Here is a 23644-nt window from a genome sequence, read left to right on the forward strand (position 1 = left end):
GCAACTAAACGAACGGTAAGAGCGTCTATTAAACTAGTAGAATTTACCGCAAATTTATAATGATTTTGGAGGACTGCACTAATGAACGTTCGTAAAGGATTGATGTTGCTGCTCATTTTTGTACTTGGATTACAGACAGCAGGCATGACGGCACAAGCGGCCGGGCAGAAGGAAATCGCTATTTTTCTAGACGGCAACCGTTTGGAATCGGATGTATCACCCTACATCTTGCCCAAAGTAAATGTAACGATGGTGCCTCTGCGTGTTATTAGCGAAGGACTGGGTGCGTCTGTTCTATGGTCTCAAGCTACTCGTACCGTGACCATTCAGAAATCCGATTCGGTCATCTCTATGACGAGCGGACGCCAGCAGGCGACGGTGGATAACGCTGTAGTTGGTCTGGATGCATCGGTCGAATTGAAACAAGGTCGAGTCATGGTACCCATTCGATTCGTCAGTGAGAACCTGGGCATTCGAGTGAACTGGAATCAGGCTGCCCAGACCATTGATCTTTACACAGGAGACGAATCAGTCCCAACTCCTGAACCAACCCCGGTAACCCCAGCGGAGCCTGGAGGCACGGGCACTGTACCAGCTTCTGAAGAGATGCGGGGAGCCTGGATTTCCACTGTGAATGGAGACTGGCCTACATCCGGTGCCAAGGGAAATGTAGAGAAGCAAAAACAGGAGTATAGGAAACAGCTAGATACGTTGCAAGGTATGGGCATTAATGCCGTATTTGTCCAAGTGAGAGCCAATGGGGATGCCATCTATCCTTCAGGTCTGGTACCTTGGAACAGCGTATTGACAGGAACACAAGGTAAAGATCCAGGTTATGATCCCCTCGCGTTTATGGTTGAGGAAGCACACAAACGGGGTCTGGAGTTCCACGCCTGGTTTAATCCGTTTAGAGCAACGAACTCAGCAAGTACATCAAACTTGGCTGCAAACCATATCTCGAAGCTTCATCCCGACTGGATTGTGAATGCATCGGGCAAAATGTACATTAACCCGGGTATCCCGGAAGCCAGACAGCATATTATCGATACGATCATGGAAGTGGTCAATCAGTATGATATTGATGGTGTACATCTGGATGATTATTTCTATCCGTCCAATGTGACTTTTAATGATGATGCAGCCTTCAAAACCTATAACACATTAAATACTAAGGACCGTGCTGAATGGCGTCGGGACAATATCAATCAGTTCGTTAAGCAGCTCGGGCAGAGCATTCACAGCGTGAAAGCTAACGTTGAATATGGAATTAGTCCATTTGGTGTATGGCGTAACAAATCTGTTGATCTGACAGGTTCTGATACCAAAGCAGGAGTAACCGCGTATGACAGCATGAATGCAGATGTGCGGACATGGATTAACCAGGAGTGGATCGACTATGTCGCTCCGCAGGTGTATTGGAGTATGACACTGAGCGTAGCCCGATATGACAAAGTCGTGGACTGGTGGGCGAATGAAGTGGCTAACACAAATGTAAAATTGTATATCGGCCACTCACCTTATAAGTTAGGTACGCCAGAGATTGGGTGGCAGACATCACAGGAGATCATCGATCAGCTGAACTACAACAAGAAGTATGGTTCGGTCAAAGGGGATATATTCTTTAGTTCACAGTACTTGACGAAGAACCCTCTCGGCTTGATTGCCAAATTAAAAGCCTACTATGGTCTATAAAACATTTTAACAATACAGTGATAAGACAAACCCTTGTTCTCATAGAGTGGCAGTAGAAACGTGGCTGCCTGGAGAACGGGGGTTTTTTGTTATGTTAATTAACGCGGTGTTTGAAGGTGGAGGCGTCAAAGGGATCTCGCTTGCAGGTGCTGTGCAGGGTGCTCAAGACTGCGGCATTCAGTTTAATCGAGTGGCAGGCACATCATCCGGTTCCATTGTAGCTGCTCTGCTAGCGGCTGGTTACAGGGCCGAGGAGATGAAAGTCATTATTGAGAATACCCCCTTTGTTTCATTGCTTCGTCGTTCCCCCATATTTAATACCCGATGGATCGGACCGGCAGCAAGGCTGTTCTTGAAGAAAGGACTGTATTCGGGGGAGGCACTGGAATCATGGATTCGCAAGATGCTGGAGCAGAAAGGGATTCGCACATTCGCTGACTTGCCACAAGGTAAGTTGCTTATTACCGCATCCGATATATCCAATGGGACCATTCTGGTGTTGCCAGACGATATTCGGCGGTTCGGCATTGACCCTGGGAAGCTGGATGTTGCAAAGGCGGTACGTATGAGTTGCAGTATCCCGTATTTTTTCGATCCGGTAGTCATACGCAAATCACCAGTATTCTCCAAAGGGCTTCCTTTTCAAGATCAGTTTGTGTATGTCGTGGATGGTGGATTGCTTAGCAATTTTCCGTTGTGGCTCTTCGATGGTGATCGTTCGGAACGAGGAGGAGACGTCATTCCGGTTGTCGGATTCAAAATGGTGGGGAAGACGGAAGTGGAACCTGCCCGGATTAAAGGACCGCTAAGCATGCTTCAGGCCCTTGTAGAGACGATGCTCACAGCACATGATGAACGCTACATCGAACAGATTAACCGGTTTCGTACAGTGAAGATACCAACGCTTGGCATTAAACCAACGCAATTTCATTTATCGTTACAGGACAGCACAGCCTTATATCGATCAGGCGCAACCGCAGGGAACGAATTTTTCAATGGGTGGAATACAAAAATGTATGGTGAACAGCTGGACAAACAAAGAAAAGAACTGCGCAAGAAACAGGCAGAAGCTCCACCTCTGATTCCTGTATAAACGTGAAAAAAGCAATTCTCCGCATGTTGGGAGAATTGCTTTTTTGGTTGTTCAGTACCTTTTAGTGAAATTTCGGTATATCTTCATCGCTTTTACCTTTTTGTCCCTGAATCACTTGGAAAGGATAATCCTTGCGTTTCTTTGAAGAGCCGTTGCTCTTTCTGGCACTGGACTGTGCATTGACTTTTGCCATGGTTCGTGCAGATGGCTTAATCTTAGGTGATTTGGTTTTGCTTGCCCAGCGACGAGGCGGATATTTGTACAGCAGGAATACGGCTCCGAACACGACCAGAGGAATAATGATCCTGGATGGACTAGCGTTCCCCAGCCAAGTCAAGACTCCAACAGCAGCTAGTGCGATGAACGTCCAAAATAAGATTGCCTGCTTGTTCATATCATTCACCCTTTCACAGGATCGAGTGTTGCAACAGGTACTTCTGACGTAGCAGAGACATTGGCAAGCTTGGCATCCAACTCACGCATACGGTTAAACGAAGCAATGGATACTTCTACCTGTTCGTTGGTCGGCTCTTTTGTTGTCAGCAATTGCAGCCACAATCCCGGGTATCCGAGATAACGCAGTACAGGAATATCACGCACTGAATTCGTGAGCTTTAACAGTTCAAAAGAAATGCCTAGCACAACTGGCAATAACAACAGACGCTGACCCATCCGTTCCCAGAGGTTATCGTACGTGAAGAGGGAGTATAGAAACACTCCAATAATGACAGTCAACATAATGAAACTGCTTCCGCAGCGGTAGTGCAGTCGGCTGTACTTTTGCACGTTCTCCGGTGTCAGTTCTTCACCAGCTTCATGTGCGCTGATTACTTTGTGTTCCGCTCCATGATACTGGAAGAGACGTTTAATCATCGGCGTCTGTGAGATTAACCACAGATAAGCGAGTAACAGGATCAGCTTAATGCCGCCTTCCAGTAAATTATGCAAAAACTGATTGTCGAATGCATTTTTGAATAGAAAATTCTCGATAACAACAGGAAGCAATGTGAGCACAACTTTACCAAAAAGGAATGAAAGGATGGCAACGGCGGTCACACCAATGATCATGCTAAGGCTCCAGCCCGAACTTTCTTTCTCTTTTTGCTTGGCTTTCTCTTCCGGTTCCAGTTCATCATCAGCATAGGCGTCAGCAGAATAATTGAGATGTCTGCTACCTTTGACACTTGAATCTATAATGCTGACAATTCCGCGTAATAAAGGAATCCGCCGCAATTTCATGACCCAGGACTTGTCTTGCTTGGGAACTTCCAGATACGTAATTTCGCCGTCTTTTCTACGAACAGCTGTAACGTTGACATGTTTCCCACCGAACATTACGCCTTCAATGACAGCTTGCCCCCCATAGCTGACAGGCTTGGATTGTTGAGGCAAATTATTCACCTTCCTATTCTGTTCTAGGCCTTCGCGATCAAAGGCAGTTTAATAACCCTATTGTATCGAATTTTGAGACCAATTTCTAGTTTGTGAGTCAAACCTTGAAGGATGTTGTTAAGATTGTCCTGTTTTGAACATACTACCTCGTAGAATCGGAGCGGAAATTCGAGGCATAATGCGGGATTATCAACTGAATGAAGGAGAATATCGATGACAGAACGTAAGCATGAAGATACATCACAAGATGAAGGTCAACGTCCGAAAGAACGGCAGCCAAAAGACAAGGGCAGGCGCCCTACCCAGAGGCAAGGTCAAGCGCACTACTATACGAAGCCATTTTCCTTTGCATTAGAGCTTGGCTTCTTTGCCGGTTTTATCTGGGGTGGGCTACATTGGCTATTCTATCTGTTGCATTTTACGATTGTACCTGTCGGATTTCTGGCCGAGCCTTTTTTCAAACATGAATATATATATACCGCAGCAGGACATTTGACAGGCTGGCTGTTTTTTATCGTCTTTTCCATCTTGGCATCCTTACTCTACACGTTCACGATTAGAAAACTGAAAGGACCGTTACCCGGCATGGTATATGGAATCGTCTGGTGGCTGATTCTCTTTATACTGGTCGGACCAAAACTGGGGATGATGAAACCTTTGAACGGTTTAACGTGGGATTCAATCATCACGGAACTCTGTTTCTTTTTGCTGTGGGGGCTGTTCATTGGTTACACGGTAGCCATGGAGTACACGGACGAACGCAAACGCGAGCCGGAGCAAGCGGGGGCATAGCGCAAAAAAGCTTCTCAATCCGGCAATGCCTGTGTTAAAATAGCAGATGGTTATTTGCAGAGAGGGTGGAGCAGCGATGAAACGAATTATTGTGATCAATGGTCCGAACCTGAACATGCTTGGTGTACGTGAACCGGGCATCTATGGAACGCTTAGTCTGAAGGATATTGAGGACAAAATTCGCAGACAGGCTGATGAAATTGGCGTCTCCATCGCTTTTTATCAATCGAACCATGAAGGGGACATCATTGACCGCATTCATGCAGCGATGGGTGAGGCAGACGGAATAATACTGAATGCTGGAGCATTTACCCATTATAGCTATGCTATACGTGATGCAATCAATGCTGTAAAAGTCCCTACAGTGGAAGTACATCTATCCAACATTCATGCACGCGAAGCGTTCAGACATCATTCAGTGATTGCAGCGGAAACAATCGGGCAGATTGCCGGATTTGGCGAAGTAAGCTATGAACTGGGATTGCTGGCTCTTGTGCGTCATCTGGACAAACAAACCTGAGCCGGGAACCCGGGAATGTGAGAGAAAGAAGGGTTACCGATGGAAAACAAACGAGTAAATAAGTTGCGTGAAGCCATGCGTGAGCATGAACTCACTGCAATGCTGATTACAAACCCGATTAACCGTCGTTATATGACGGGTTTTACAGGCTCGGCGGGATATGTGCTGATTACGGAACAGGATGCATATCTGCTGACTGATTTCCGTTATATGTCACAAGCGCCTCAACAAGCCAAAGGATTCACCGTTGTGGAGCATGGAGCCAAGCCGATGGATACAGTGCGCGAATTGCTGACATCCGCTAATATCAAAGAAGTGGGCTTCGAGCAGGATAGTGTTACATTTGGCACGCATTCCGCTTATGCTGAAGCACTGCAGTCTATTGAACTGAAAGCTGTATCCGGGATCGTGGAACAACTTCGTATGTTCAAGGATGAAGATGAGATCGCGGTCATGCAGAGAGCAGCAGATCTGGCGGATGCCACGTTCAGCCACGTTTTGCAGTTTGCAAAACCAGGTATGACGGAGCGTGAAGTGGATCTGGAGATGGAGTTTTTCATGCGCAAGCATGGAGCAACGTCCTCTTCGTTTGACACCATTGTAGCATCGGGTGAACGTTCTGCTATGCCTCACGGTGTAGCGAGCAGCAAGGTCATCGGACAGAATGAGTTAATTACATTTGACTTTGGTGCACTTTTGGACGGATACTGTTCAGATCTGACACGTACCATTGCAACAGGTACACCTGTACCTGAACTGCGCAAAATTTATGACATTGTACTGGAAGCTCAGTTACATACGCTGGAGAACCTGAAACCGGGCATGACCGGACGGGAAGCAGATGCATTGGCTCGTGATATCATTGCAGGTCACGGATATGGAGATCAATTCGGACACAGCACAGGCCACGGTCTGGGTATGGAAGTTCACGAAGCTCCTCGCTTGTCCAAGCTTAGCGACGATGTATTGAAACCGGGTATGGTTGTTACCGTTGAACCGGGTATATATATTGATGGGCTTGGCGGCGTGCGTATCGAGGATGACGTAGTGATTACCGAGACGGGTATTCATATTCTCACGAAGTCGGACAAGAAGTTCACCGTAATCGGCTAAATTACAGCCACAGGGATATAAGACGATTTTTAATATAAAGGTACAGGTTATTGCTGATTGTTATGGACCATTGCAAAAGTAGTGAAGGGAGCGGAATCGATTCTGAAGAAGCGAAGCGCTCGCCTTTGTCTCCTCATTTTAAACCTTATTAAAATCTAGTCGGGAAAATGAGGAGACAACAGCGATCGGAGGAACGATCCGAATCCGTAACGGTCACATCGCACATGGTAATCAATTCAGAATAAACCCACCATTACATTAACCCGTCGTCTTATATCACCTACTTTTTAACCATATCAGGAGGGATTTTTTGTGATTTCAGTAAACGATTTTAAAACAGGCTTGACCGTGCAAGTAGATAACGATATCTATACCGTGCTTGATTTCCAACACGTTAAACCAGGTAAAGGCGCTGCCTTTGTACGTTCCAAATTGAAAAACCTGCGTAACGGTAACACCGTTGAAAAAACATTCCGTGCAGGCGAAACGATTGGTCGTGCCATCATCGAAAACCGTGGCGTATCCTACCTGTATGCAAGCGGTACAGAGCACACGTTCATGGATAACGAAACATATGATCAGTTCACATTGACTAGTGAACAACTGGAATGGGAATTGAACTTCCTGAAAGAAAACATGGTCGTTAAGATTGTTAGCTACCAAGGTGAAATTCTCGGAATTGACTTGCCAACAAGCGTTGAGTTGAAAGTCATCGAGACTGAGCCAAGTGTTAAAGGTAACACTGCACAAGGCGCTACCAAAAATGCAAAAGTGGAAACAGGCTTGAACGTACAGGTTCCTTTGTTCATTAACGAAGGTGACGTTCTCCTGATTGACACACGTGAAGGTAAATACTCTTCCCGTGCGTAACTTTCACGGCTTGTAAGCTAAAAAAGGTTATTAACAACCCTTTGCCATTCCTTTGGCAGAGGGTTTTTTCGAAAAAAGATTAGCCTATCAGGCGCTTTCGTAATATACTGGGTTAAAGTCATTTCTCGTAGAGAATAATGACGATGGACATTAATTATGCATACTGCACAAGGTAGGGAGTGGATTTGCGTTGTCATTGTACGTCATGAAATTTGGGGGCAGCTCGGTCGGAGATACAGAACGCATGAAGCGTGTGGCCGGACGTGTTGTAGAAAAAGCTGATGAAGGACATCGGTGTGTAGTTGTGGTTTCGGCCATGGGGGATACAACAGATGATTTGATTGATCAGGCAAAACAACTGAATAGTGAACTGCCTGCTCGTGAGATGGATATGCTCTTAACGACAGGAGAACAGATTTCGATCTCTTTGTTATCGATGGCTATTCAAGCGCTTGGACGTAAGGCAGTATCGTTTACGGGCTGGCAAGCGGGGTTCCGCACAGAGCCGGTTCACGGAAAAGCACGTATTCATGATATTCAACCTGACCGTGTGAATGCAGCACTTGCCGAGGGCAACATTGTTATTGTTGCAGGCTTCCAGGGCATGACGGAAGACGGCGAGATCACAACGCTCGGTCGTGGTGGTTCGGATACAACAGCTGTAGCGCTGGCGGCAGCGATTAAGGCTGATGCGTGTGAGATCTATACGGATGTAGACGGAATATACTCTACGGACCCGCGGATCGTTAAGGTTGCGCGCAAGCTGAAGGAAATATCGTATGACGAAATGCTGGAACTTGCTAATTTGGGAGCAGCGGTGCTGCATCCGCGTGCAGTAGAGTACGCGAAGCATTCCGGTGTACCTTTAATTGTAAGATCCAGCTTTAACCATAATGAAGGAACGGTTGTGAAGGAGGAAGCAGCAATGGAACAAGGCGTAGTGGTTAGTGGTATTGCCTATGACAAAAACGTGGCTCGCATCAGTATTCTGGGTGTGCCGGATGTACCAGGAGTTCTGGCCGAAGTATTTGGTGCGCTTGCATCCAATCAGCTGGATGTGGACATTATCGTTCAGAGCGGTGTGATGGATGGCAAAGCGGACTTCTCGTTTTCTGTGGCGCTGTCTGATCGTGAGAACGCATTACGTGTCATTGAAGGCCTTCACAGCCGCTTGCCTTACCGTGAAGTTACATCTGAGGAGAACCTCGTTAAAATCTCCATTGTTGGCGCAGGCATGGTCAGTCATCCTGGTGTAGCTGCGAAGATGTTCAAAGTCATTTCGGCTGAAGGCGTGAGTATCAAGATGGTGAGCACTTCCGAGATCAAAGTATCTTGTGTTATTGACGGAGATAAGCTGCATGACGTCATTAAGGCATTGCATACAGCATATGATCTCGACACTGCCGAGCAAGCCGTTATCGGTGGACCTCAAGATCGCAGATAAGTATCTTCAATATATGTAAATTAGCAAAGGTGTACTGTTGCCAACGGGCAGCAGTACACCTTTTTTTGTTTTTCTCATGGCAATTCTCACATCAACTTGAACATCTTTCCGCCGCGTATGCCTCTATAAGGCTGCATGCGGTTCCCCTCCCCCATCTCGGGAACACAATCCAGCAGGTTTAATTGAGAACAATACGAAATATCATGAACCCTGCCTAACTTTTCAAGCCTCCGCCCGCTAACAGACCCCTGCACCAACTCCGGGATGCTCTCCTGACATTGGGATACCGCCTGATGAAGCACTATGCCGAGATCGTTAAGCTGGAGGGGAGAACAGGATTGACGGTGCAGTTCATCGATGATACATCCAGCACACAAGCCGTCCTCCAGAGCAAATTCATCCTGGTTCCCCGCACATAACAGCAATACATCTCGTTGAAGTTCACATAGAGCTGCTGCAACAGCCTGCACATTGAGAAATGAACCAGCAAATACATGTTTCCCCTTGGAAGCCTTGATCAAAGCTCGGGTTCCATCGGTTGTGGTTAGAATGATTGTTTTATCTGCAATGCCTGCAGTCATATATTCATAGGGGGAATTCCCCACTTCGAATCCGGTGATTTTTTTGTCAAAACGCTCCCCGCCTCGAATGCAATCTTTCACTTCCATTTGTTTGGCTTGTGGAACGGTCTCTACGGCAATCACAGCCGAAGCATCATACGCCAGAGCCGTAACGATCGTACTGGTCGTACATAATACATCAATGACAACTGCACTTCGCCCTGCAATATCAATGGTACGTACTTCATTCACATTGCCAACGACATCAACTCGCACTCCCCACAACTCCTTTCTGTATCTGGGGATCGGTAGTTCTGTTTTGAACCGAAATGGAACTTACCTATCTGCAATTACTATATGCATGCACATCTAGACGGGTGCCTAGAACAGAAGGTGCATCTATGGTTTCAACTCTCAACCGTATTCTGAAGAATTGATAGATTTCAGCGTCATAAATTAAATGTACAGGCATAAACTTGAGATATGAACAAGCGCCAGAAGTGTGAACCAAATGATCTCAAGGTTGGAGGAGCCTACTCATGAAGGTGAACTGGAGGGAACTTTTTCCGGAACCGATCCGAACCATTCTTGGAAGAATGCCACCCGCTCTATTGGAACAAGTGGAGGAAGTACGTATTCGAGAAGGCAGACCCCTGGAGATTAATGCAGGCAACACATACCACTTCCTGACACCTCAAGGTTGTCCGACCGGGAATCCTGAAGAAGCGTATGTTCCTCAGAAAGAAGTGACGCACAGGTTGCTGGACCTGATCAGTAACCATTCACTTTATACATTGGAAGAGGAACTGCGCAAAGGGTTCATCACCATACCTGGGGGACATCGAATCGGGCTTGCTGGACGAACGGTACTAAGCGGTGGACGTGTCGAATACCTGCGTGACATCAACGGGTTTAACGTTCGGGTAGCCCGTGAGGTACATGGAGTGGCTGATCGTATCCTTCCTTATCTTCTCGATATGAAGAGCGGACAGGTCCTGCACACGTTGATCCTATCACCACCACAACAAGGGAAAACGACGTTGCTGCGAGATCTGGCGAGACAAATTAGTAGTGGTACAAAGCTTACAGGGGGAACTGAACTGGTTCAGGGAATACGTCCACGTCTGAAAGTGGGCATTGTGGATGAAAGGTCCGAAATCGCTGGTAGCTACAAAGGAGTACCTGGCTTCGACGTAGGTCCCCGAACAGATGTGATGGACGGTTGTCCGAAGGCTGAGGGCATGATGATGATGCTTCGCTCCATGTCGCCCGATGTCCTGATTGTGGACGAGATCGGTCGTCCGGAGGATGCCGAGGCGGTGATGGAAGCCCTGCATGCAGGAGTCTCAGTGATTGCGACTGCGCATGGCCGTGACCTATCGGAGCTGTCGGCCAGACCCGCCCTCAGAACCTTAATTACGGAGCAGATGTTTCAACGTTATGTCCAGCTGCAACGGACGAGCCGGGGCATGACCTTTCGGCTGGCTGATGGCAAAATGCGTGGGTTGCAGCAGACCGGGGCAGGAGGTGAAGCCTTTGGTTAACATGTTTGGTGCGGTAATTATTCTGTTAGCCAGCACCCTCGCCGGATTTTACAAGGCCAGACAGTATGCATTAAGACCGAGACAGTTGCGAGAACTCATTGCAGCCCTCCAGCGACTAATGACGGAGATTAACTATGGGCTCACTCCACTTCCCGATGCCATGGGCAAGATGGGAGCACAGACCAAAGAACCTGTAAAGACGTTGTTTCTTCATGCAGCTACACAGATGGAACCTCCTCATGGACTCACTGCCCGGGAAAGTCTGCAGTCAGGCGTGAATCTGGCGTGGGGAAGATCGGCCATGAAGGCTGACGAGAAGGAAGTGATGCTGCAATTAAGCTTCAGCCTTGGCACAAGTGACCGTCAGGATCAGACCAAACATATATCGTTAGCCATTCAACAACTAATGCATGAGGAATCCCGCGCCCAGGCCGATCAAATGAAATATGAACGAATGAGCCGAAGCCTCGGGATGCTTGTCGGAGCGTTAATCGTCATTCTGATCTTCTGAAATAGCCGGGATAGTGAGGTGCCAAGGTCATGAATCTAGAAGTGAACGCAATCTTTCAAATTGCGGGTATCGGAATCATCATCGCCATGATTCACACGGTACTGAAACAAATGGGAAAGGAAGATATGGCTCACTGGGTGACCGTAATCGGATTTGTCGTTGTATTGTTCATGGTGGTCCGTATGCTGGACAGCCTGCTACAAGAGATCAAATCGATATTTCTTTTTCAATGAAATCGGTCATGAAGCCGGATGGTGGTGACCTGTGGAAATTATCCAAGTTGTAGGTTTGGCGCTCATCGCAACAGTGCTTATTCTGGTCATTAAGGAACAGAAACCGATGTTTGCCTTTCTGATTGCTGCCGCAACCGGCATTGTCATCTTCATGTTGTTGATTGGCAAAATCGGAGCAGTCATCGAAGTGTTGAAGCGGCTTGCCGAGAATTCAGGCATGGAAAGTATTTATCTGAAAACGGTGCTGAAAATTATTGGAATAGCGTACATCGCTGAATTTGGCGCACAGATTGTCAGGGATGCAGGTCAAGAAAGCATTGCGTCCAAGATCGAATTGGCTGGTAAGGTACTGATCCTTGTACTTGCTATACCGATCATCAGCATTATTATCGAAACCGTCATGAAGCTGATGCCGGTGTAGAAAGGGCGTGCGGACTTCATATGAAATCAATGCATCTTAAGCCGCAGTGGCGCCTTACGGTTGTGCTGATGCTCTGTTTTCTGTTTGGTATCCTGGGACAGGTTACTGCAACCTCGCCTTCCGGTGAGTGGATGGAGCAGCAGGCCGATCACCTTCCCAAGGATCAGGTGGAGAAATACTGGGATCAACTGATGCAACAATACGGTGGTTTCTTCCCGGATGGGAAGACCCCTTCCTTCATGGATATGTTAATCCCCGGCAATGAAGGGTTCAGCCTGAAATCGGTGTTTGTAGCGATAGGAACCTTCATGCTGCATGAAATTTTATATAATGGCAAACTTCTGGTCACGATTGTGATGTTAAGTGTACTCAGCATGATTCTGGAGACACTTCAGACCGCATTTGAGAAAAATAATATTAGCAAAATCGCCTATTCCATCTGTTATATGGTCATCATCATTATTGCGATTAACAGCTTCAGTGTGGCGATTGGATATGCTAAGGATGCCATAACCGGCATGATCAACTTCATGATGGCCATGGTTCCCTTGTTATTCACACTGCTTGCGTCCATGGGTAATGTCATCACCGTCTCGGTGACACATCCACTCATCATTTTCATGATTCATCTGGTGAGTACGTTGATTCACTTGCTGGTATTCCCGTTACTCTTCTTCTCAGCTGTTCTGCATCTCGTCAGTTCATTGTCTGACAAGTACAAGCTGACACAGCTGGCAGACCTCCTGCGCAATATTAGTGTGGCACTGCTGGGTATCCTGCTGACGATGTTTTTGGGTGTAATCTCGGTTCAGGGAGCATCGGGCTCCGTAGCGGATGGAGTTAGCCTGAAGGCCGCCAAATACATCGCAGGCAACTTTGTCCCTGTCGTGGGCAGAACATTTGCGGATGCGACGGATACTGTAATTACAGCTTCTTTACTTGTCAAAAATGCAATTGGACTCACCGGAGTGATCATCATTTTGTTTCTATGTGCCTTTCCGGCACTCAAGATTCTGGCTCTTGCCTTGATATACAACGTAACTGGTGCCATTATGCAACCGCTAGGAGACACCCCGATTGTAGGATGCCTCCAGGCCATCGGCAAGAGCATGATCTACGTATTTGCGGCGCTGGCAGCCGTCGGGCTGATGTTTTTCCTGGCCATTACCATCTTGCTGACCGCGGGCAATCTGACTGTCATGATGCGCTGAATGTATGTTGGCAAGAAAGGGGGTGGAAAGGATGGGGTGGCTGAGCAACTGGCTCCAGGAATTGATTATGATCGTTCTGCTGGCGACTTTTGTGGATATGTTGTTGCCCAATCGATCCATGGAACGTTATGTCAAGCTTGTGCTGAGCCTTCTCATCCTGCTGACCCTTTTATCACCCATAACCAAGCTGCTCAAAAGTGATCCGGTTGGCGAACTGAAACGGGCAATGTCTGCAATGGATGCTCCATCGAATGGGAATGCGACACTCGAACAGATATTAGCTCAGGGCAAACGGCTACAATCCAATGAACAGGAACAATCCTTACAATGGACAGCCAAAGAACTGGCTAATGTCATGAAAGGTCAGATTGAAGAAACAACAGGAGCCAAGGTGCGGTCCGTAGAGGTACAGCTGACCATGAGTAAATATGAAACGGAGATGGAAGCTGCCTCATCAGTCGAACTGCCTGTGATCCAGCGTGTGTTGGTCGAGATGGCCGGAGAGGGTGTAGAAGGAGAAGTGAAGGCAGGGCAGCAAGAAGTCGCTGCTAACACACAACCCATATTTGGAACAGACACAGAAGTCGAGAAGGATAAATCACATCAAATACAGCAGCCCATCCAGATCGGTCAGATTGAAGTGCCTGATGTTCAGATTGATGTGAGTAGAGGGCAACGTGATGGAAATGAAGCGTCTTCGGAGCCTGTTATACGTGATCAAGCAGATGAGACGAAGCAGCAAGGTGAGACATCCACAAGGTCCGAACATGCGGTGCAGATTATTACATTGTTGACTGAAAAGTGGGATGTTGATGCAAACAACGTTCAAGTGACAGAACCAAAAAGTGCTGAAGTGCTCTGAGAAGGAGGGTGTCCGATGAAACAATGGTTCAAAAAGATGGAAACCTGGATGGGTGGCGGAGAGGGTGGGGCAAGGCGAAGTCAAACCTTCCGCTGGCTGATTATCCTGGGTTTGATCGGGGTGGGAATCATGCTGTTCAATTCCTTCGTCAATGTCAAAAAAATTGATTCCGAAAATATCGGTCGGGAACCACCGGACCCGGCAACATCCATGGCATCCATACAGAGTGATCCGTCGGAACAGAATCCTTTTCAGGCGATCGAAATTGCATTTGAAGACAAAATCAAAGGTGTGCTGGAAAACATTGTTGGTGTGGGAACGGTTGATGTGATGGTTACCGTGGATTCCACAGAAGAATTGGTCGTTCAGCGGAACGTGAAGGATTCTCAGCAACTTACCGAAGAAACCGATGCTAGCGGGGGCAAACGGCATATGACGCAATATACCCGTGATGGCGAGATTATTACTTACGAAATAGCAGGGGATCAGACACCTATAGTGACCAAAAAGCTCAAACCGCAGATCCGTGGGGTGCTTGTGGTTGCGAGGGGTGCAGAGAACAAGGTTGTGAAGGACCTGATAACCGATGCTGTGGAAAAAGGACTGAATGTGGCAGCCTACCGGATCTCAGTTGTACCGCGCAAACAAGACTAATCTGATGTGTTGAATCACAAGATTCAATTCTCATAAGATTGAAGCCAATTTGAGGAGGAAGTTCTAATGAATAACAAACGTCAAACGGTATGGCTCGTTTCCATGCTGAGTCTGATGGTCATTTTGTCCGCGTATTATCTGTTCACTGAGGATTCCGGTCCAGTCAACGCGCCGGTGGCTGACAGTCAGCAAGTGGATGGAATCAAGCAGGGGGAAGCAAAGGAGACGGCAGGCATTCTTGATCCTACAGAAGGTTTGGTTGTAAATGAAGTGGTGAATAGCGGCGAAGTTGAAAGTGATCCAAGTGCGGCTGGCGCTGTGGAGGAACCATCGGCTACGGAAGGTAAAGAAGCTGGAAATACAGAGAAAACACCTGCTGTCGAACCAGGCGAAAATAAGGGTGAGACAGGCAAAGAAACCAACAAAGAGACCGACAAAGGCGCAACAACTACACCGGAGACAGACGGTCAGGCAGGCGGCACTGCAACCAAGACAGATGAGGAAGTCCTCAAGGAAATGGAAGAGCAGAATACGACAGCATCTGCGAGCAGCCAGTTCCAGAACTACCAGTGGCAACGTGAGGAAAGCAACAATCGTAAGTATGAGGAACTGATGACCGTGGCAGGTGATCTGAGCAAAACGCCAGAGGAGAATGCCAAAGCAACCGAGCAACTCCGTACACTGGAAGAAAAAGAAGCTAAAATCACTGGCATTGAGGAGACGCTCTCTCAACAGTTCGCTAATGCGATCGTTCAAGAAGATGCCGACAAGTATAAAGTTGTGGTCCTCAGTGACAAACTGGATGTAAAACAGGCGGTATCCATTGTAGATCTGGTCATGAAAGAATTGGCGGTTTCACAGAACAAAATCAGCGTGCAATACGTCACAGAACAGTAATCCAAATCATGGAAATGCAGTCCCGGGAGCTGGTTGTACTCTCGGGCTCTTTCCATTTTTAATGATTATGATATAATACATAAAGCCATATGACCGTCCTAGTGAGACTGGCATGATGCCGAAGGAGTGAATAATGGAAATGTTTAAATTGAGTGAAATCAAAGAACTGATTAAACTGGTAGATGAAAGTTCCGTTCAAGAGTTGGAAATTGAAAATGAAGGATCACGGTTATCAATCCGCAAACCGGGCAAAACGGAGTATGTTCAAGCAGCTGCTGTGCAACCGCAAATGATTGCTGCTCCGCAAGTACAGCCGGCAGCAGTGGTAAGTGAAGCTGCACCGCAGGTCGATACTACAAGTCATTTACATAAAATTGTATCTCCGATGGTAGGTACTTTTTACAGAGCTTCCTCGCCGGAAGCGGGTCCTTTTGTGAGCGCTGGTGATAAAGTTGTTGAGAAAACAACGGTATGTATCATCGAAGCTATGAAGCTGATGAACGAGCTTGATGCGGACATCAAGGGAGAAATCGTTGAAGTGCTGGTTGAGAACGGACAGCTGGTCGAGTATGGGCAGCCCCTTTTCCTGGTGAAACCGGAATAACCGTTATAGCTGGTTAACAGCTAACCGCATGAGCTTCGAAGGAGGACAAAACGAAATGAAATTTCAAAAAATACTGATTGCGAACCGTGGAGAGATTGCGGTACGTATTATTCGTGCCTGCCGTGAAATCGGTATCTCAACGGTAGCCGTCTACTCGGAAGCGGACAAGGATTCTCTGCATGTTCGTCTTGCAGATGAGGCTTATTGTATCGGACCGACACTGTCTAAGGACAGTTACCTCAACTTCACAAACCTGATGAGTGTAGCTACGCTGACGGAATGTGATGCAATCCACCCTGGATACGGTTTTTTGGCGGAGAATGCTGATTTTGCGGAAATTTGTGAGTCTTGCAATATTACATTCATCGGGCCTTCACCCGAAGCCATTACCAAAATGGGAGACAAGGCTGTTGCCAAACAGACGATGAAAGATGCAGGAGTACCTGTTATTCCTGGATCAGACGGCCTTGTTGAAAATATGGATGAAGCCATCATGATTGCTAGAGATATCGGATATCCTATCATTATCAAAGCTACTGCTGGTGGCGGAGGTAAGGGAATTCGTATTGCCGAAGATGAAGAAACGCTGATTAAGCAGATTACCGCTGCTCAGCAGGAAGCACAGAAGGCATTTGGCAATGCAGGTGTATATCTGGAGAAATTCCTGACAGGTATGAAACACGTGGAAATTCAGATCATTGCTGATAAACACGGAAATGCAGCACATTTGGGAGAGCGTGATTGCTCGGTTCAGCGTCGTCGCCAGAAATTGGTAGAAGAAGCTCCGTGTCCGATTCTCTCCGAAGATGTGCGCACACTGATGGGTGAAGCTGCGGTACGGGCTGCCCTTGCTGTGGATTACTCGGGAGCGGGTACATTGGAGTTCCTGCTCAGCCCGAATGGCGAGTTCTATTTCATGGAGATGAATACGCGTATTCAGGTAGAGCACCCGGTGACTGAGATGGTTACTGGCGTGGATCTGATCCGTGAGATGATCTCGGTAGCTGAAGGCAACCCACTCTCATTCCGTCAGGAAGACGTGGTTATCAATGGCTGGTCCATTGAATGTCGTATCAATGCAGAAGATCCGGACCGTAACTTTATGCCATCACCAGGCAAAATCGGATTCTACCTTGCACCGGGAGGACCTGGCGTTCGTGTAGATAGTGCTGCTTATCCGGGTTATACCATTTCACCTTTCTATGACTCCATGATCGCAAAATTGATCGTGTGGGGAGCGAATCGTGAAGAGGCGATTGCCAAGATGAAACGTGCGCTTGGGGAATTTGCGATTGAAGGCATATCTACAACTATTCCTTTCCATCAGAAATTGCTGGAGCACCCAACGTTCATTCGCGGTGACTTTGATATCAAATTTCTTGAGGAAAACGAGATTTAAAAGGTATATTGGGCTTGTTTGTCATAATGTAGCCCAAATGATATAGTATGAATAATAAGAGCGCATGTCTCCTGCAAAGGATAAGCCCGCACCTCGCGGATGTTTGCAGGAGTTCCGGTAAAGCCGGACCGGAAGGGTTCTGAAGGTTGATTAACCTGAGTCCAGCGCCCTGACGGATGGCCGCAAACTTATCTCGCGAAAGGTGTGTTGAACAGTTATGAGTACACTACCGACTGAATTTGAACGAACGGATATCGGTGAAATCCAGATCGCACCTGAAGTTATTGAAGTGATTGCTGGATTGGCGACCCTTGAAGTGAAAGGTGTTGCAGGCATGAGTGGCGGATTCGCTGGCGGATTTGCTGAATTGCTTGGTCGCAAAAACCTTTCCAAAGGCGTTAAAGTTGAAGTGGGCCAACGTGAAGCTGCAGTTGATGTTTCCGTAATTATCGAGTACGGATACCGTCTGCCACAAGTAGCTACGGAGATTCAACAGAACGTGAAACGTTCCATCGAGAACATGACAGGATTGAATGTGAATGAAGTGAATGTGCACATTCATGACGTTCAGTTCAAGAGCACCGAGAAAGTGGAAGAGATCGACCTGAACAGTCAGCGCGTAAAATAAAAGAAGACAGATTCCCCCGGCATCATCTGCCGGGGGTTATCCCGTCTTGGACAGGTCTTCATTATAGCGAAAGCTAAATGAGGATCTGATTTTTTGCTAGTGAACAGGTTAAGTCATGTTAGTGAGCAAGGGAGGCTGTGCAGTTCGTGGCTAAAATACTGGATCGGCTTCTGTTGTTTATATACAGCATAAGCGTTGGAGCAATATCGGCAGCCGTCATTCTTCTGATTAGCGGTGTGCTGCCTTACGAATTGAATTACCAGCAGGAACAGAACGTTATTGTTGCGTCGGTTATTGCAGCAGCGATTTTGTTTATCCTGAGTTTGCGATTTTTCTACATCTCGGTTCGGCGTGAGCGTGCATCGTTGCCGTCTGTAGATCAACGTACTGAGTTTGGTGATGTACAGATTTCGATGGAGACGATTGAGAATCTCTGTTTGAAGGCAACTTCCCGTTTCCGGGGAGTACGTGATGTCAAGGCACGCATACGTGTGGTTGAGTCAGGACTGGAGATTATGATCCGTGCAGTAGTGGATGGTGAGACACCTATTCCTGCGCTGACTTCTGATCTGCAAAAGGCGATACATGATCATGTGCAAGAGATTACGGGCATCCCGGTTTCTTTTGTCACGGTGTATATCGCTAATGTAACCCAGTCGCCTAACTACAAGAGTCGAGTGGAATGAGGTGAGTTTCACTGATGCTGTGGAAAGAGATTTGGGATAGTCACAGAGGCCGAATTACCGGAATTATCGGCGGCATCTTTTTTGGATTTCTTTATGTATGGATCGGTTTTTGGGATATGTTGTTCTTTGCACTCTTGGTGTTCATCGGTTATACGTTAGGCAGACGAAGCGATTCGAAGCTGGGTTCGTCCATTCCCTGGAGGGAGTGGGGACAATGGCTGGGCGATCGCTGGCGTCCGTTTAAGTGACCTACCTGAACCCTGCAATATGTTTCTTCCGAAAATAGAGCTGTAGTTTAGGTTGCCCGTTTTTTGGAGGAAACGTATTGCAGGTTTTTTTGTGAAAAGGGATAACAATAACAATACCGTGTAAGCCATCGATCTAACCGATACTGGATAAGATGTGATGTTTGCATGATTTTAAAATAAGCATGATGACGCTCCAGACGGAGCGCTGCAGGAGGCAGGACATGAAAAGACGTTTGGCAAGGGAAATTGCAGTACAAAGTCTGTATCAGATGGAAATGAATGAGGTAGGTGCAGCAGAAGCTGTGAACATGTTGATCAATGAAGCTGCTGAAGATAATGAAACCGAAGTAGTTATTCGCGATGAAGATGTAATGCGTACTTATGTTACTGAGATTGTACAAGGAGCCTGGAACAATAAGGAAGCCATTGACGGTTTGCTTGTGGATTATTTGAAAGGTTGGCAGATCAGCCGTCTGTCACGTGTAGATCGCCAGATTCTACGACTGTCAACGTATGAAATGGTATTCCGTGATGACATCCCGGCAAAGGTATCGGTCAATGAAGCAATTGAACTGTCCAAATATTTTGGTACAGAAGAATCCGGTAAATTCGTCAATGGTGTACTTGGACGCATGATTCAGGAAGTTGACGCGATTAAAGCAAAATTATCTTAAGTTATGATTAATTATAGTGTGTGTTCAAAAAGACCGGTTTTCAGTAACCTTCGTAATCAAAAGCGGGCTTTTTGAACAACCTCTAAATTTATATTCACATAAGGGAGAGAGAGTACAATGACAGCATCTATTATTAACGGTAAAGAAGTATCCCAAGAGATCCGCGCAAGCATGACAACAGAAGTAAAACAGCTTAGCGAACAGGGGGTAGTACCTGGTCTGGCTGTTGTGCTCGTCGGGGAAGATCCGGCATCCCAAGTCTATGTGCGTAATAAAGAAAAAGCATGTCACGACCTCGGTTTCTACTCCGAAGTACATCGCTTGGATGCAGATACGTCCCAAGAAGATCTGCTTGCGCTGGTGGACAAGTTGAACAATCAACAATCCATTAACGGAATTTTGGTTCAACTCCCACTACCGAAGCATATCGAAGAGAAAGCGGTCATTGATGCAATTGCCGTGGATAAAGACGTAGACGGATTCCATCCAGTCAATGTTGGTAATCTCGTAATTGGAGACGATAGTCTGCTTCCATGTACCCCAGCGGGTGTAATTGAACTGATCAAACGTACTGGACTGGAAATGTCCGGTAAACATGCAGTGGTTATCGGAAGAAGCAACATCGTTGGCAAACCGGTATCGCTGTTGCTCCAACGTGAGAATGCGACGGTAACCATGTGTCATTCCCGTACAGCCAACATGAAAGAAATTACACGTCAGGCGGACATTTTAGTTGTAGCCATCGGCCGTGCTAATTTTGTGGATGCTGATTTTGTGAAACCAGGTGCTGTTGTTATCGATGTCGGCATGAACCGTTTGGATAATGGCAAACTGGCAGGAGACGTTGATTTCGAGAGTGTGAAAGAAGTTTCTGGTCCAATTACACCCGTTCCTGGCGGTGTTGGTCCGATGACAATCACAATGCTGATGCAAAATACATTGATCGCTGCCAAGCGCGCTCACGGATTGGCCTAGGGTTTCGTCTGTGGCAGATCAAAAGATCTACTCCATCAAAGACCTGAACCGATACATCCGGATGAAACTGGAATCGGATCAGGTCCTGTCGGACGTCTGGCTGCGCGGGGAGATTTCGAATTTCACACATCACTCCAGCGGCCATATGTATTTTACATTGAAGGACAAGGACAGCCGGATCAAGTCAATTATGTTTGCGTCCCATAACCAGCGATTACCCTTTGTACCGAAGGAGGGTGCAAGGGTTATTGCCCGTGGTAATGTCTCGGTGTATGAACGGGATGGGCAGTATCAATTCTATGCTACCCATATGCAGCCGGACGGAATTGGAAGTCTGTATCTGGCTTACGAACAGCTGAAGAAAAAGCTTGAGGATGAAGGGTTATTTTCACCTTCTCGAAAAAGACAGATCCCTCGTTATCCACAGACCATCGGGGTTGTAACTTCACCGACGGGAGCGGCGGTGCGAGACATTATGATCACACTCCAGCGCAGATACCCTTCTGCCAAAGTTGTTTTATATCCTGTTCTGGTTCAAGGGAAGGGTGCAGCACCTTCCATTGTCAAAGCGATTGGCAACCTGAACCGGATGGGAGAAGCCGATGTACTTATCGTTGGACGCGGAGGCGGTTCACTGGAGGAGTTGTGGGCCTTTAATGAGGAGGTTGTGGCAAGAGCAATAGTTGCTTCGGATATTCCTGTCATTTCTGCGGTTGGGCACGAAACGGACTTCACTATTGCTGATTTTGCAGCCGATTTGCGTGCGGCTACACCTACAGCAGCTGCTGAATTAGCTGTACCTAATAGAGCTGAGTTGCTTGATCAGATCGGACAACGTCAGCGCCAGTTACAGCACAGCTTACGTCAGCGTGCTGTACATAATCGTGAACGGCTCGCAAGATTACAGCGTTCGCCAGTGCTGGTGCATCCAAGACGTACCTTGATGCAGCACACGGAACGACTGGATATGATGCACCAACGTCTTTTGAGAACAGTCGATACACGTATGAAATGGACAGGAGAGAAGCAGGAGCGTCTGCGGGCAGCACTGCAACGATTCAATCCTCGTGAGCAGGTCAATGTAGCACGCCGTGAGAATGCGGCAGCACGCAGACAACTGGAACTTGCGATCAGGTCTATAGCCCGATCGAAGCAGCAACAGTGGAAATCATCTGTGCGGCATCTGGATGCGCTTAGCCCGCTCAAAGTCATGTCACGGGGATACAGCCTTGTCTATGACGAGCAGGAACAGCGATTGATCAAGTCAACGAAAGATGTACAGCCTGGAGATTCAATTAAGATTAAATTAACAGACGGACAGCTGGACTGTCAGGTTTGGGGAATGAAGGAGGACGACAATACCCATGGCGAATGAACCGGAATTGAATTTTGAAGAGGCAATGGCGGCATTGGAAGACATCGTAGGTCAGCTGGAACATGGTGATGTTCCGTTGGAACAGGCCATCGATCTGTTTCAACGCGGGATGAAACTTTCGCAACTTTGCGGTCTTAAGCTGGAACAAGTGGAACGCAAGATCGAGATGATCGTAGAAGAAGATGGAGAGCTTCGCAAGAAGCCTTTCGGAACTGCTGACGATGAGAGCGGTGAAGTCCATGAGTAATCGTCCTTCGTTTCAAGTGTACCTCGAAGAGGTCACAGCTGCGGTGACAGAAGCGTTGAAACACACGCTTCCCGATCACTGGGATGTACCCCAATCGTTGACGGATGCGATGCAGTACTCACTCATGGCCGGAGGCAAACGCCTTCGTCCTCTTCTGGTCGTTGCTGCGGCGGAAGCCTTCGGTGCACAGCGTACAGCTGCAATGCCGGTAGCCTGCGCCGTGGAGATGGTTCATACGTATTCACTGATCCACGACGACCTGCCTGCTATGGATAATGATGATTACCGCAGGGGAAAATTAACGAATCATAAGGTATATGGTGAGGCAACAGCCATATTGGCAGGCGATGCGCTGTTAACCCATGCTTTTTATAGCATTGTTCAAGCTGGACGCCGTAGCGGTGTAGCGGCAGATGCGTTGCTGTCCATCGTAGAGGACATGTCCGAACTTGCTGGAGCAAGAGGTATGGTCGGCGGCCAAGTTGCGGATATGGAAGGCGAGCAAGGCATGACCGATCTTTCACAGCTCCAATATATCCATTTGCACAAAACAGGTGACCTGATTGTTTTCTCACTCATTGCTGGAGCACGAATTGGTGGAGCAACGGAAGGACAATTGGAAGCCTTACGTGTGTTTGGGCGTGATCTGGGGCTGGCGTTCCAGATTCAGGATGATATTCTCGACCTGACGGGTGACGAGCAGAAGATGGGCAAGAAAACACAGAGCGATGTGAATCAACAGAAGGTAACATATCCTTATTTTATTGGCATGGAGGCTTCTGTAGATGAAGTGAAATCCCTTACCCAATCTGCAAAAGACGCACTTGAAAGAGCCGAGTTACCTGATGCATCCAGATTGTTGGAAATTGCAGATTACCTGATGAGTCGTGACCATTAGATTCTGACGGAGCGGTCTGTTTCAAAATCTATGTAACCGTGTAATGAATGTAATGTTCTTTTTCCGAGTGGATGGAAAAAGTCTGTCCCGAGTGGATGCGT

At 47.3% G+C, this 23644-nt stretch carries 28 protein-coding genes; 25 read left to right on the top strand and 3 right to left on the bottom strand.

Annotated elements, in window-relative coordinates:
* Positions 1-81: 81 nt before the first annotated feature.
* Together C161_RS31060 and C161_RS31065 are read left to right on the top strand one after the other, a co-directional pair.
* Positions 82-1692: a family 10 glycosylhydrolase gene (locus C161_RS31060; RefSeq protein WP_036674975.1), complete on the top strand. Its 1611-nt coding sequence runs from the start codon at positions 82-84 to the stop codon at positions 1690-1692.
* A 91-nt stretch (positions 1693-1783) separates the two neighbouring features.
* Entirely contained in the window at positions 1784-2785 is a 1002-nt protein-coding gene (locus C161_RS31065; RefSeq protein WP_036674978.1) for a patatin-like phospholipase family protein, read from the top strand.
* A gap of 61 nt (positions 2786-2846) precedes the next feature.
* Here C161_RS31065 and C161_RS31070 read toward each other — a convergent pair whose 3' ends face one another.
* Together C161_RS31070 and C161_RS31075 are read right to left on the bottom strand one after the other, a co-directional pair.
* Positions 2847-3179 (bottom strand): hypothetical protein, encoded by a 333-nt coding sequence (locus tag C161_RS31070; RefSeq protein ID WP_036674980.1) that lies wholly within the window; start codon positions 3177-3179, stop codon positions 2847-2849.
* A gap of 5 nt (positions 3180-3184) precedes the next feature.
* Positions 3185-4177 (bottom strand): DUF1385 domain-containing protein, encoded by a 993-nt coding sequence (locus tag C161_RS31075; protein ID WP_036674982.1) that lies wholly within the window; start codon positions 4175-4177, stop codon positions 3185-3187.
* A gap of 213 nt (positions 4178-4390) precedes the next feature.
* Between C161_RS31075 and C161_RS31080 the strand changes: the two genes are divergently transcribed.
* From C161_RS31080 to C161_RS31100, 5 genes are all read left to right on the top strand, one after another.
* On the top strand, positions 4391-4969 hold the full coding sequence (locus C161_RS31080; RefSeq protein ID WP_036674985.1) for a YqhR family membrane protein: 579 nt from the start codon (positions 4391-4393) through the stop codon (positions 4967-4969).
* Between the two features lie 76 nt (positions 4970-5045).
* A complete protein-coding gene (gene aroQ / locus C161_RS31085) occupies positions 5046-5489 on the top strand; it encodes a type II 3-dehydroquinate dehydratase (protein WP_036614400.1) in 444 nt (147 codons plus the stop codon).
* 39 nt (positions 5490-5528) lie between these two features.
* Positions 5529-6602 (top strand): M24 family metallopeptidase, encoded by a 1074-nt coding sequence (locus C161_RS31090; RefSeq protein ID WP_036674988.1) that lies wholly within the window; start codon positions 5529-5531, stop codon positions 6600-6602.
* A gap of 312 nt (positions 6603-6914) precedes the next feature.
* Entirely contained in the window at positions 6915-7472 is a 558-nt protein-coding gene (efp, locus tag C161_RS31095) for an elongation factor P (RefSeq protein ID WP_036614394.1), read from the top strand.
* A gap of 190 nt (positions 7473-7662) precedes the next feature.
* Positions 7663-8916, top strand: coding sequence for an aspartate kinase (locus C161_RS31100; RefSeq protein ID WP_036614392.1), 1254 nt, complete (start codon positions 7663-7665; stop codon positions 8914-8916).
* An 86-nt stretch (positions 8917-9002) separates the two neighbouring features.
* Here the strand turns inward: C161_RS31100 and C161_RS31105 are convergent, their stop codons facing one another.
* On the bottom strand, positions 9003-9752 hold the full coding sequence (locus tag C161_RS31105) for a 2-phosphosulfolactate phosphatase (RefSeq protein ID WP_047843624.1): 750 nt from the start codon (positions 9750-9752) through the stop codon (positions 9003-9005).
* A 263-nt stretch (positions 9753-10015) separates the two neighbouring features.
* Between C161_RS31105 and spoIIIAA the strand changes: the two genes are divergently transcribed.
* The 18 genes from spoIIIAA (at position 10016) to C161_RS31195 (ending at position 23543) form a co-directional block, all read left to right on the top strand.
* Positions 10016-11020 carry a stage III sporulation protein AA gene (gene spoIIIAA / locus C161_RS31110; RefSeq protein ID WP_036674989.1) on the top strand — a complete coding sequence of 335 codons (1005 nt, stop codon included), beginning with the start codon at positions 10016-10018 and terminating at the stop codon, positions 11018-11020.
* Positions 11013-11531, top strand: a complete 519-nt coding sequence (gene spoIIIAB, locus C161_RS31115) for a stage III sporulation protein SpoIIIAB (RefSeq protein ID WP_036674991.1) — start codon at positions 11013-11015, stop codon at positions 11529-11531. The genes spoIIIAA and spoIIIAB overlap by 8 nt, the downstream gene beginning before the upstream one ends.
* Positions 11532-11560: 29 nt before the next feature.
* Positions 11561-11764: a stage III sporulation protein AC gene (gene spoIIIAC / locus C161_RS31120; protein ID WP_017687585.1), complete on the top strand. Its 204-nt coding sequence runs from the start codon at positions 11561-11563 to the stop codon at positions 11762-11764.
* 31 nt (positions 11765-11795) lie between these two features.
* On the top strand, positions 11796-12185 hold the full coding sequence (spoIIIAD, locus tag C161_RS31125) for a stage III sporulation protein AD (protein ID WP_017687586.1): 390 nt from the start codon (positions 11796-11798) through the stop codon (positions 12183-12185).
* A 68-nt stretch (positions 12186-12253) separates the two neighbouring features.
* Positions 12254-13396, top strand: a complete 1143-nt coding sequence (gene spoIIIAE, locus C161_RS31130) for a stage III sporulation protein AE (protein WP_370511423.1) — start codon at positions 12254-12256, stop codon at positions 13394-13396.
* Positions 13397-13427: 31 nt separating this feature from the next.
* Positions 13428-14258, top strand: coding sequence for a stage III sporulation protein AF (spoIIIAF, locus tag C161_RS31135; RefSeq protein ID WP_036674995.1), 831 nt, complete (start codon positions 13428-13430; stop codon positions 14256-14258).
* A 15-nt stretch (positions 14259-14273) separates the two neighbouring features.
* Entirely contained in the window at positions 14274-14912 is a 639-nt protein-coding gene (gene spoIIIAG, locus C161_RS31140) for a stage III sporulation protein AG (protein WP_036614381.1), read from the top strand.
* Between the two features lie 66 nt (positions 14913-14978).
* Positions 14979-15809, top strand: a complete 831-nt coding sequence (locus C161_RS31145) for a SpoIIIAH-like family protein (protein ID WP_036674997.1) — start codon at positions 14979-14981, stop codon at positions 15807-15809.
* A gap of 139 nt (positions 15810-15948) precedes the next feature.
* Positions 15949-16413, top strand: coding sequence for an acetyl-CoA carboxylase biotin carboxyl carrier protein (gene accB, locus C161_RS31150; protein ID WP_036614903.1), 465 nt, complete (start codon positions 15949-15951; stop codon positions 16411-16413).
* A 55-nt stretch (positions 16414-16468) separates the two neighbouring features.
* A complete protein-coding gene (accC, locus tag C161_RS31155) occupies positions 16469-17812 on the top strand; it encodes an acetyl-CoA carboxylase biotin carboxylase subunit (protein WP_036614375.1) in 1344 nt (447 codons plus the stop codon).
* 217 nt (positions 17813-18029) lie between these two features.
* Positions 18030-18440, top strand: coding sequence for an Asp23/Gls24 family envelope stress response protein (locus C161_RS31160; RefSeq protein ID WP_017687593.1), 411 nt, complete (start codon positions 18030-18032; stop codon positions 18438-18440).
* A gap of 146 nt (positions 18441-18586) precedes the next feature.
* Positions 18587-19126: an alkaline shock response membrane anchor protein AmaP gene (amaP, locus tag C161_RS31165; RefSeq protein WP_017687594.1), complete on the top strand. Its 540-nt coding sequence runs from the start codon at positions 18587-18589 to the stop codon at positions 19124-19126.
* 14 nt (positions 19127-19140) lie between these two features.
* A complete protein-coding gene (locus C161_RS31170) occupies positions 19141-19374 on the top strand; it encodes a DUF2273 domain-containing protein (protein WP_017687595.1) in 234 nt (77 codons plus the stop codon).
* Positions 19375-19595: 221 nt separating this feature from the next.
* Positions 19596-20048, top strand: a complete 453-nt coding sequence (nusB, locus tag C161_RS31175) for a transcription antitermination factor NusB (protein ID WP_036675000.1) — start codon at positions 19596-19598, stop codon at positions 20046-20048.
* A 117-nt stretch (positions 20049-20165) separates the two neighbouring features.
* A complete protein-coding gene (gene folD / locus C161_RS31180) occupies positions 20166-21023 on the top strand; it encodes a bifunctional methylenetetrahydrofolate dehydrogenase/methenyltetrahydrofolate cyclohydrolase FolD (protein WP_036675001.1) in 858 nt (285 codons plus the stop codon).
* A 10-nt stretch (positions 21024-21033) separates the two neighbouring features.
* On the top strand, positions 21034-22398 hold the full coding sequence (gene xseA / locus C161_RS31185; protein WP_036675003.1) for an exodeoxyribonuclease VII large subunit: 1365 nt from the start codon (positions 21034-21036) through the stop codon (positions 22396-22398).
* Positions 22388-22645, top strand: a complete 258-nt coding sequence (xseB, locus tag C161_RS31190; protein WP_017687599.1) for an exodeoxyribonuclease VII small subunit — start codon at positions 22388-22390, stop codon at positions 22643-22645. The genes xseA and xseB overlap by 11 nt, the downstream gene beginning before the upstream one ends.
* Positions 22620-23543 carry a polyprenyl synthetase family protein gene (locus C161_RS31195; RefSeq protein ID WP_083669823.1) on the top strand — a complete coding sequence of 308 codons (924 nt, stop codon included), beginning with the start codon at positions 22620-22622 and terminating at the stop codon, positions 23541-23543. Before xseB ends, C161_RS31195 begins: the two co-directional genes overlap by 26 nt.
* Positions 23544-23644 lie beyond the last annotated feature (101 nt).

It is taken from the genome of Paenibacillus sp. FSL R5-192, from assembly GCF_000517845.1.
Lineage (GTDB): Bacteria > Bacillota > Bacilli > Paenibacillales > Paenibacillaceae > Paenibacillus > Paenibacillus amylolyticus.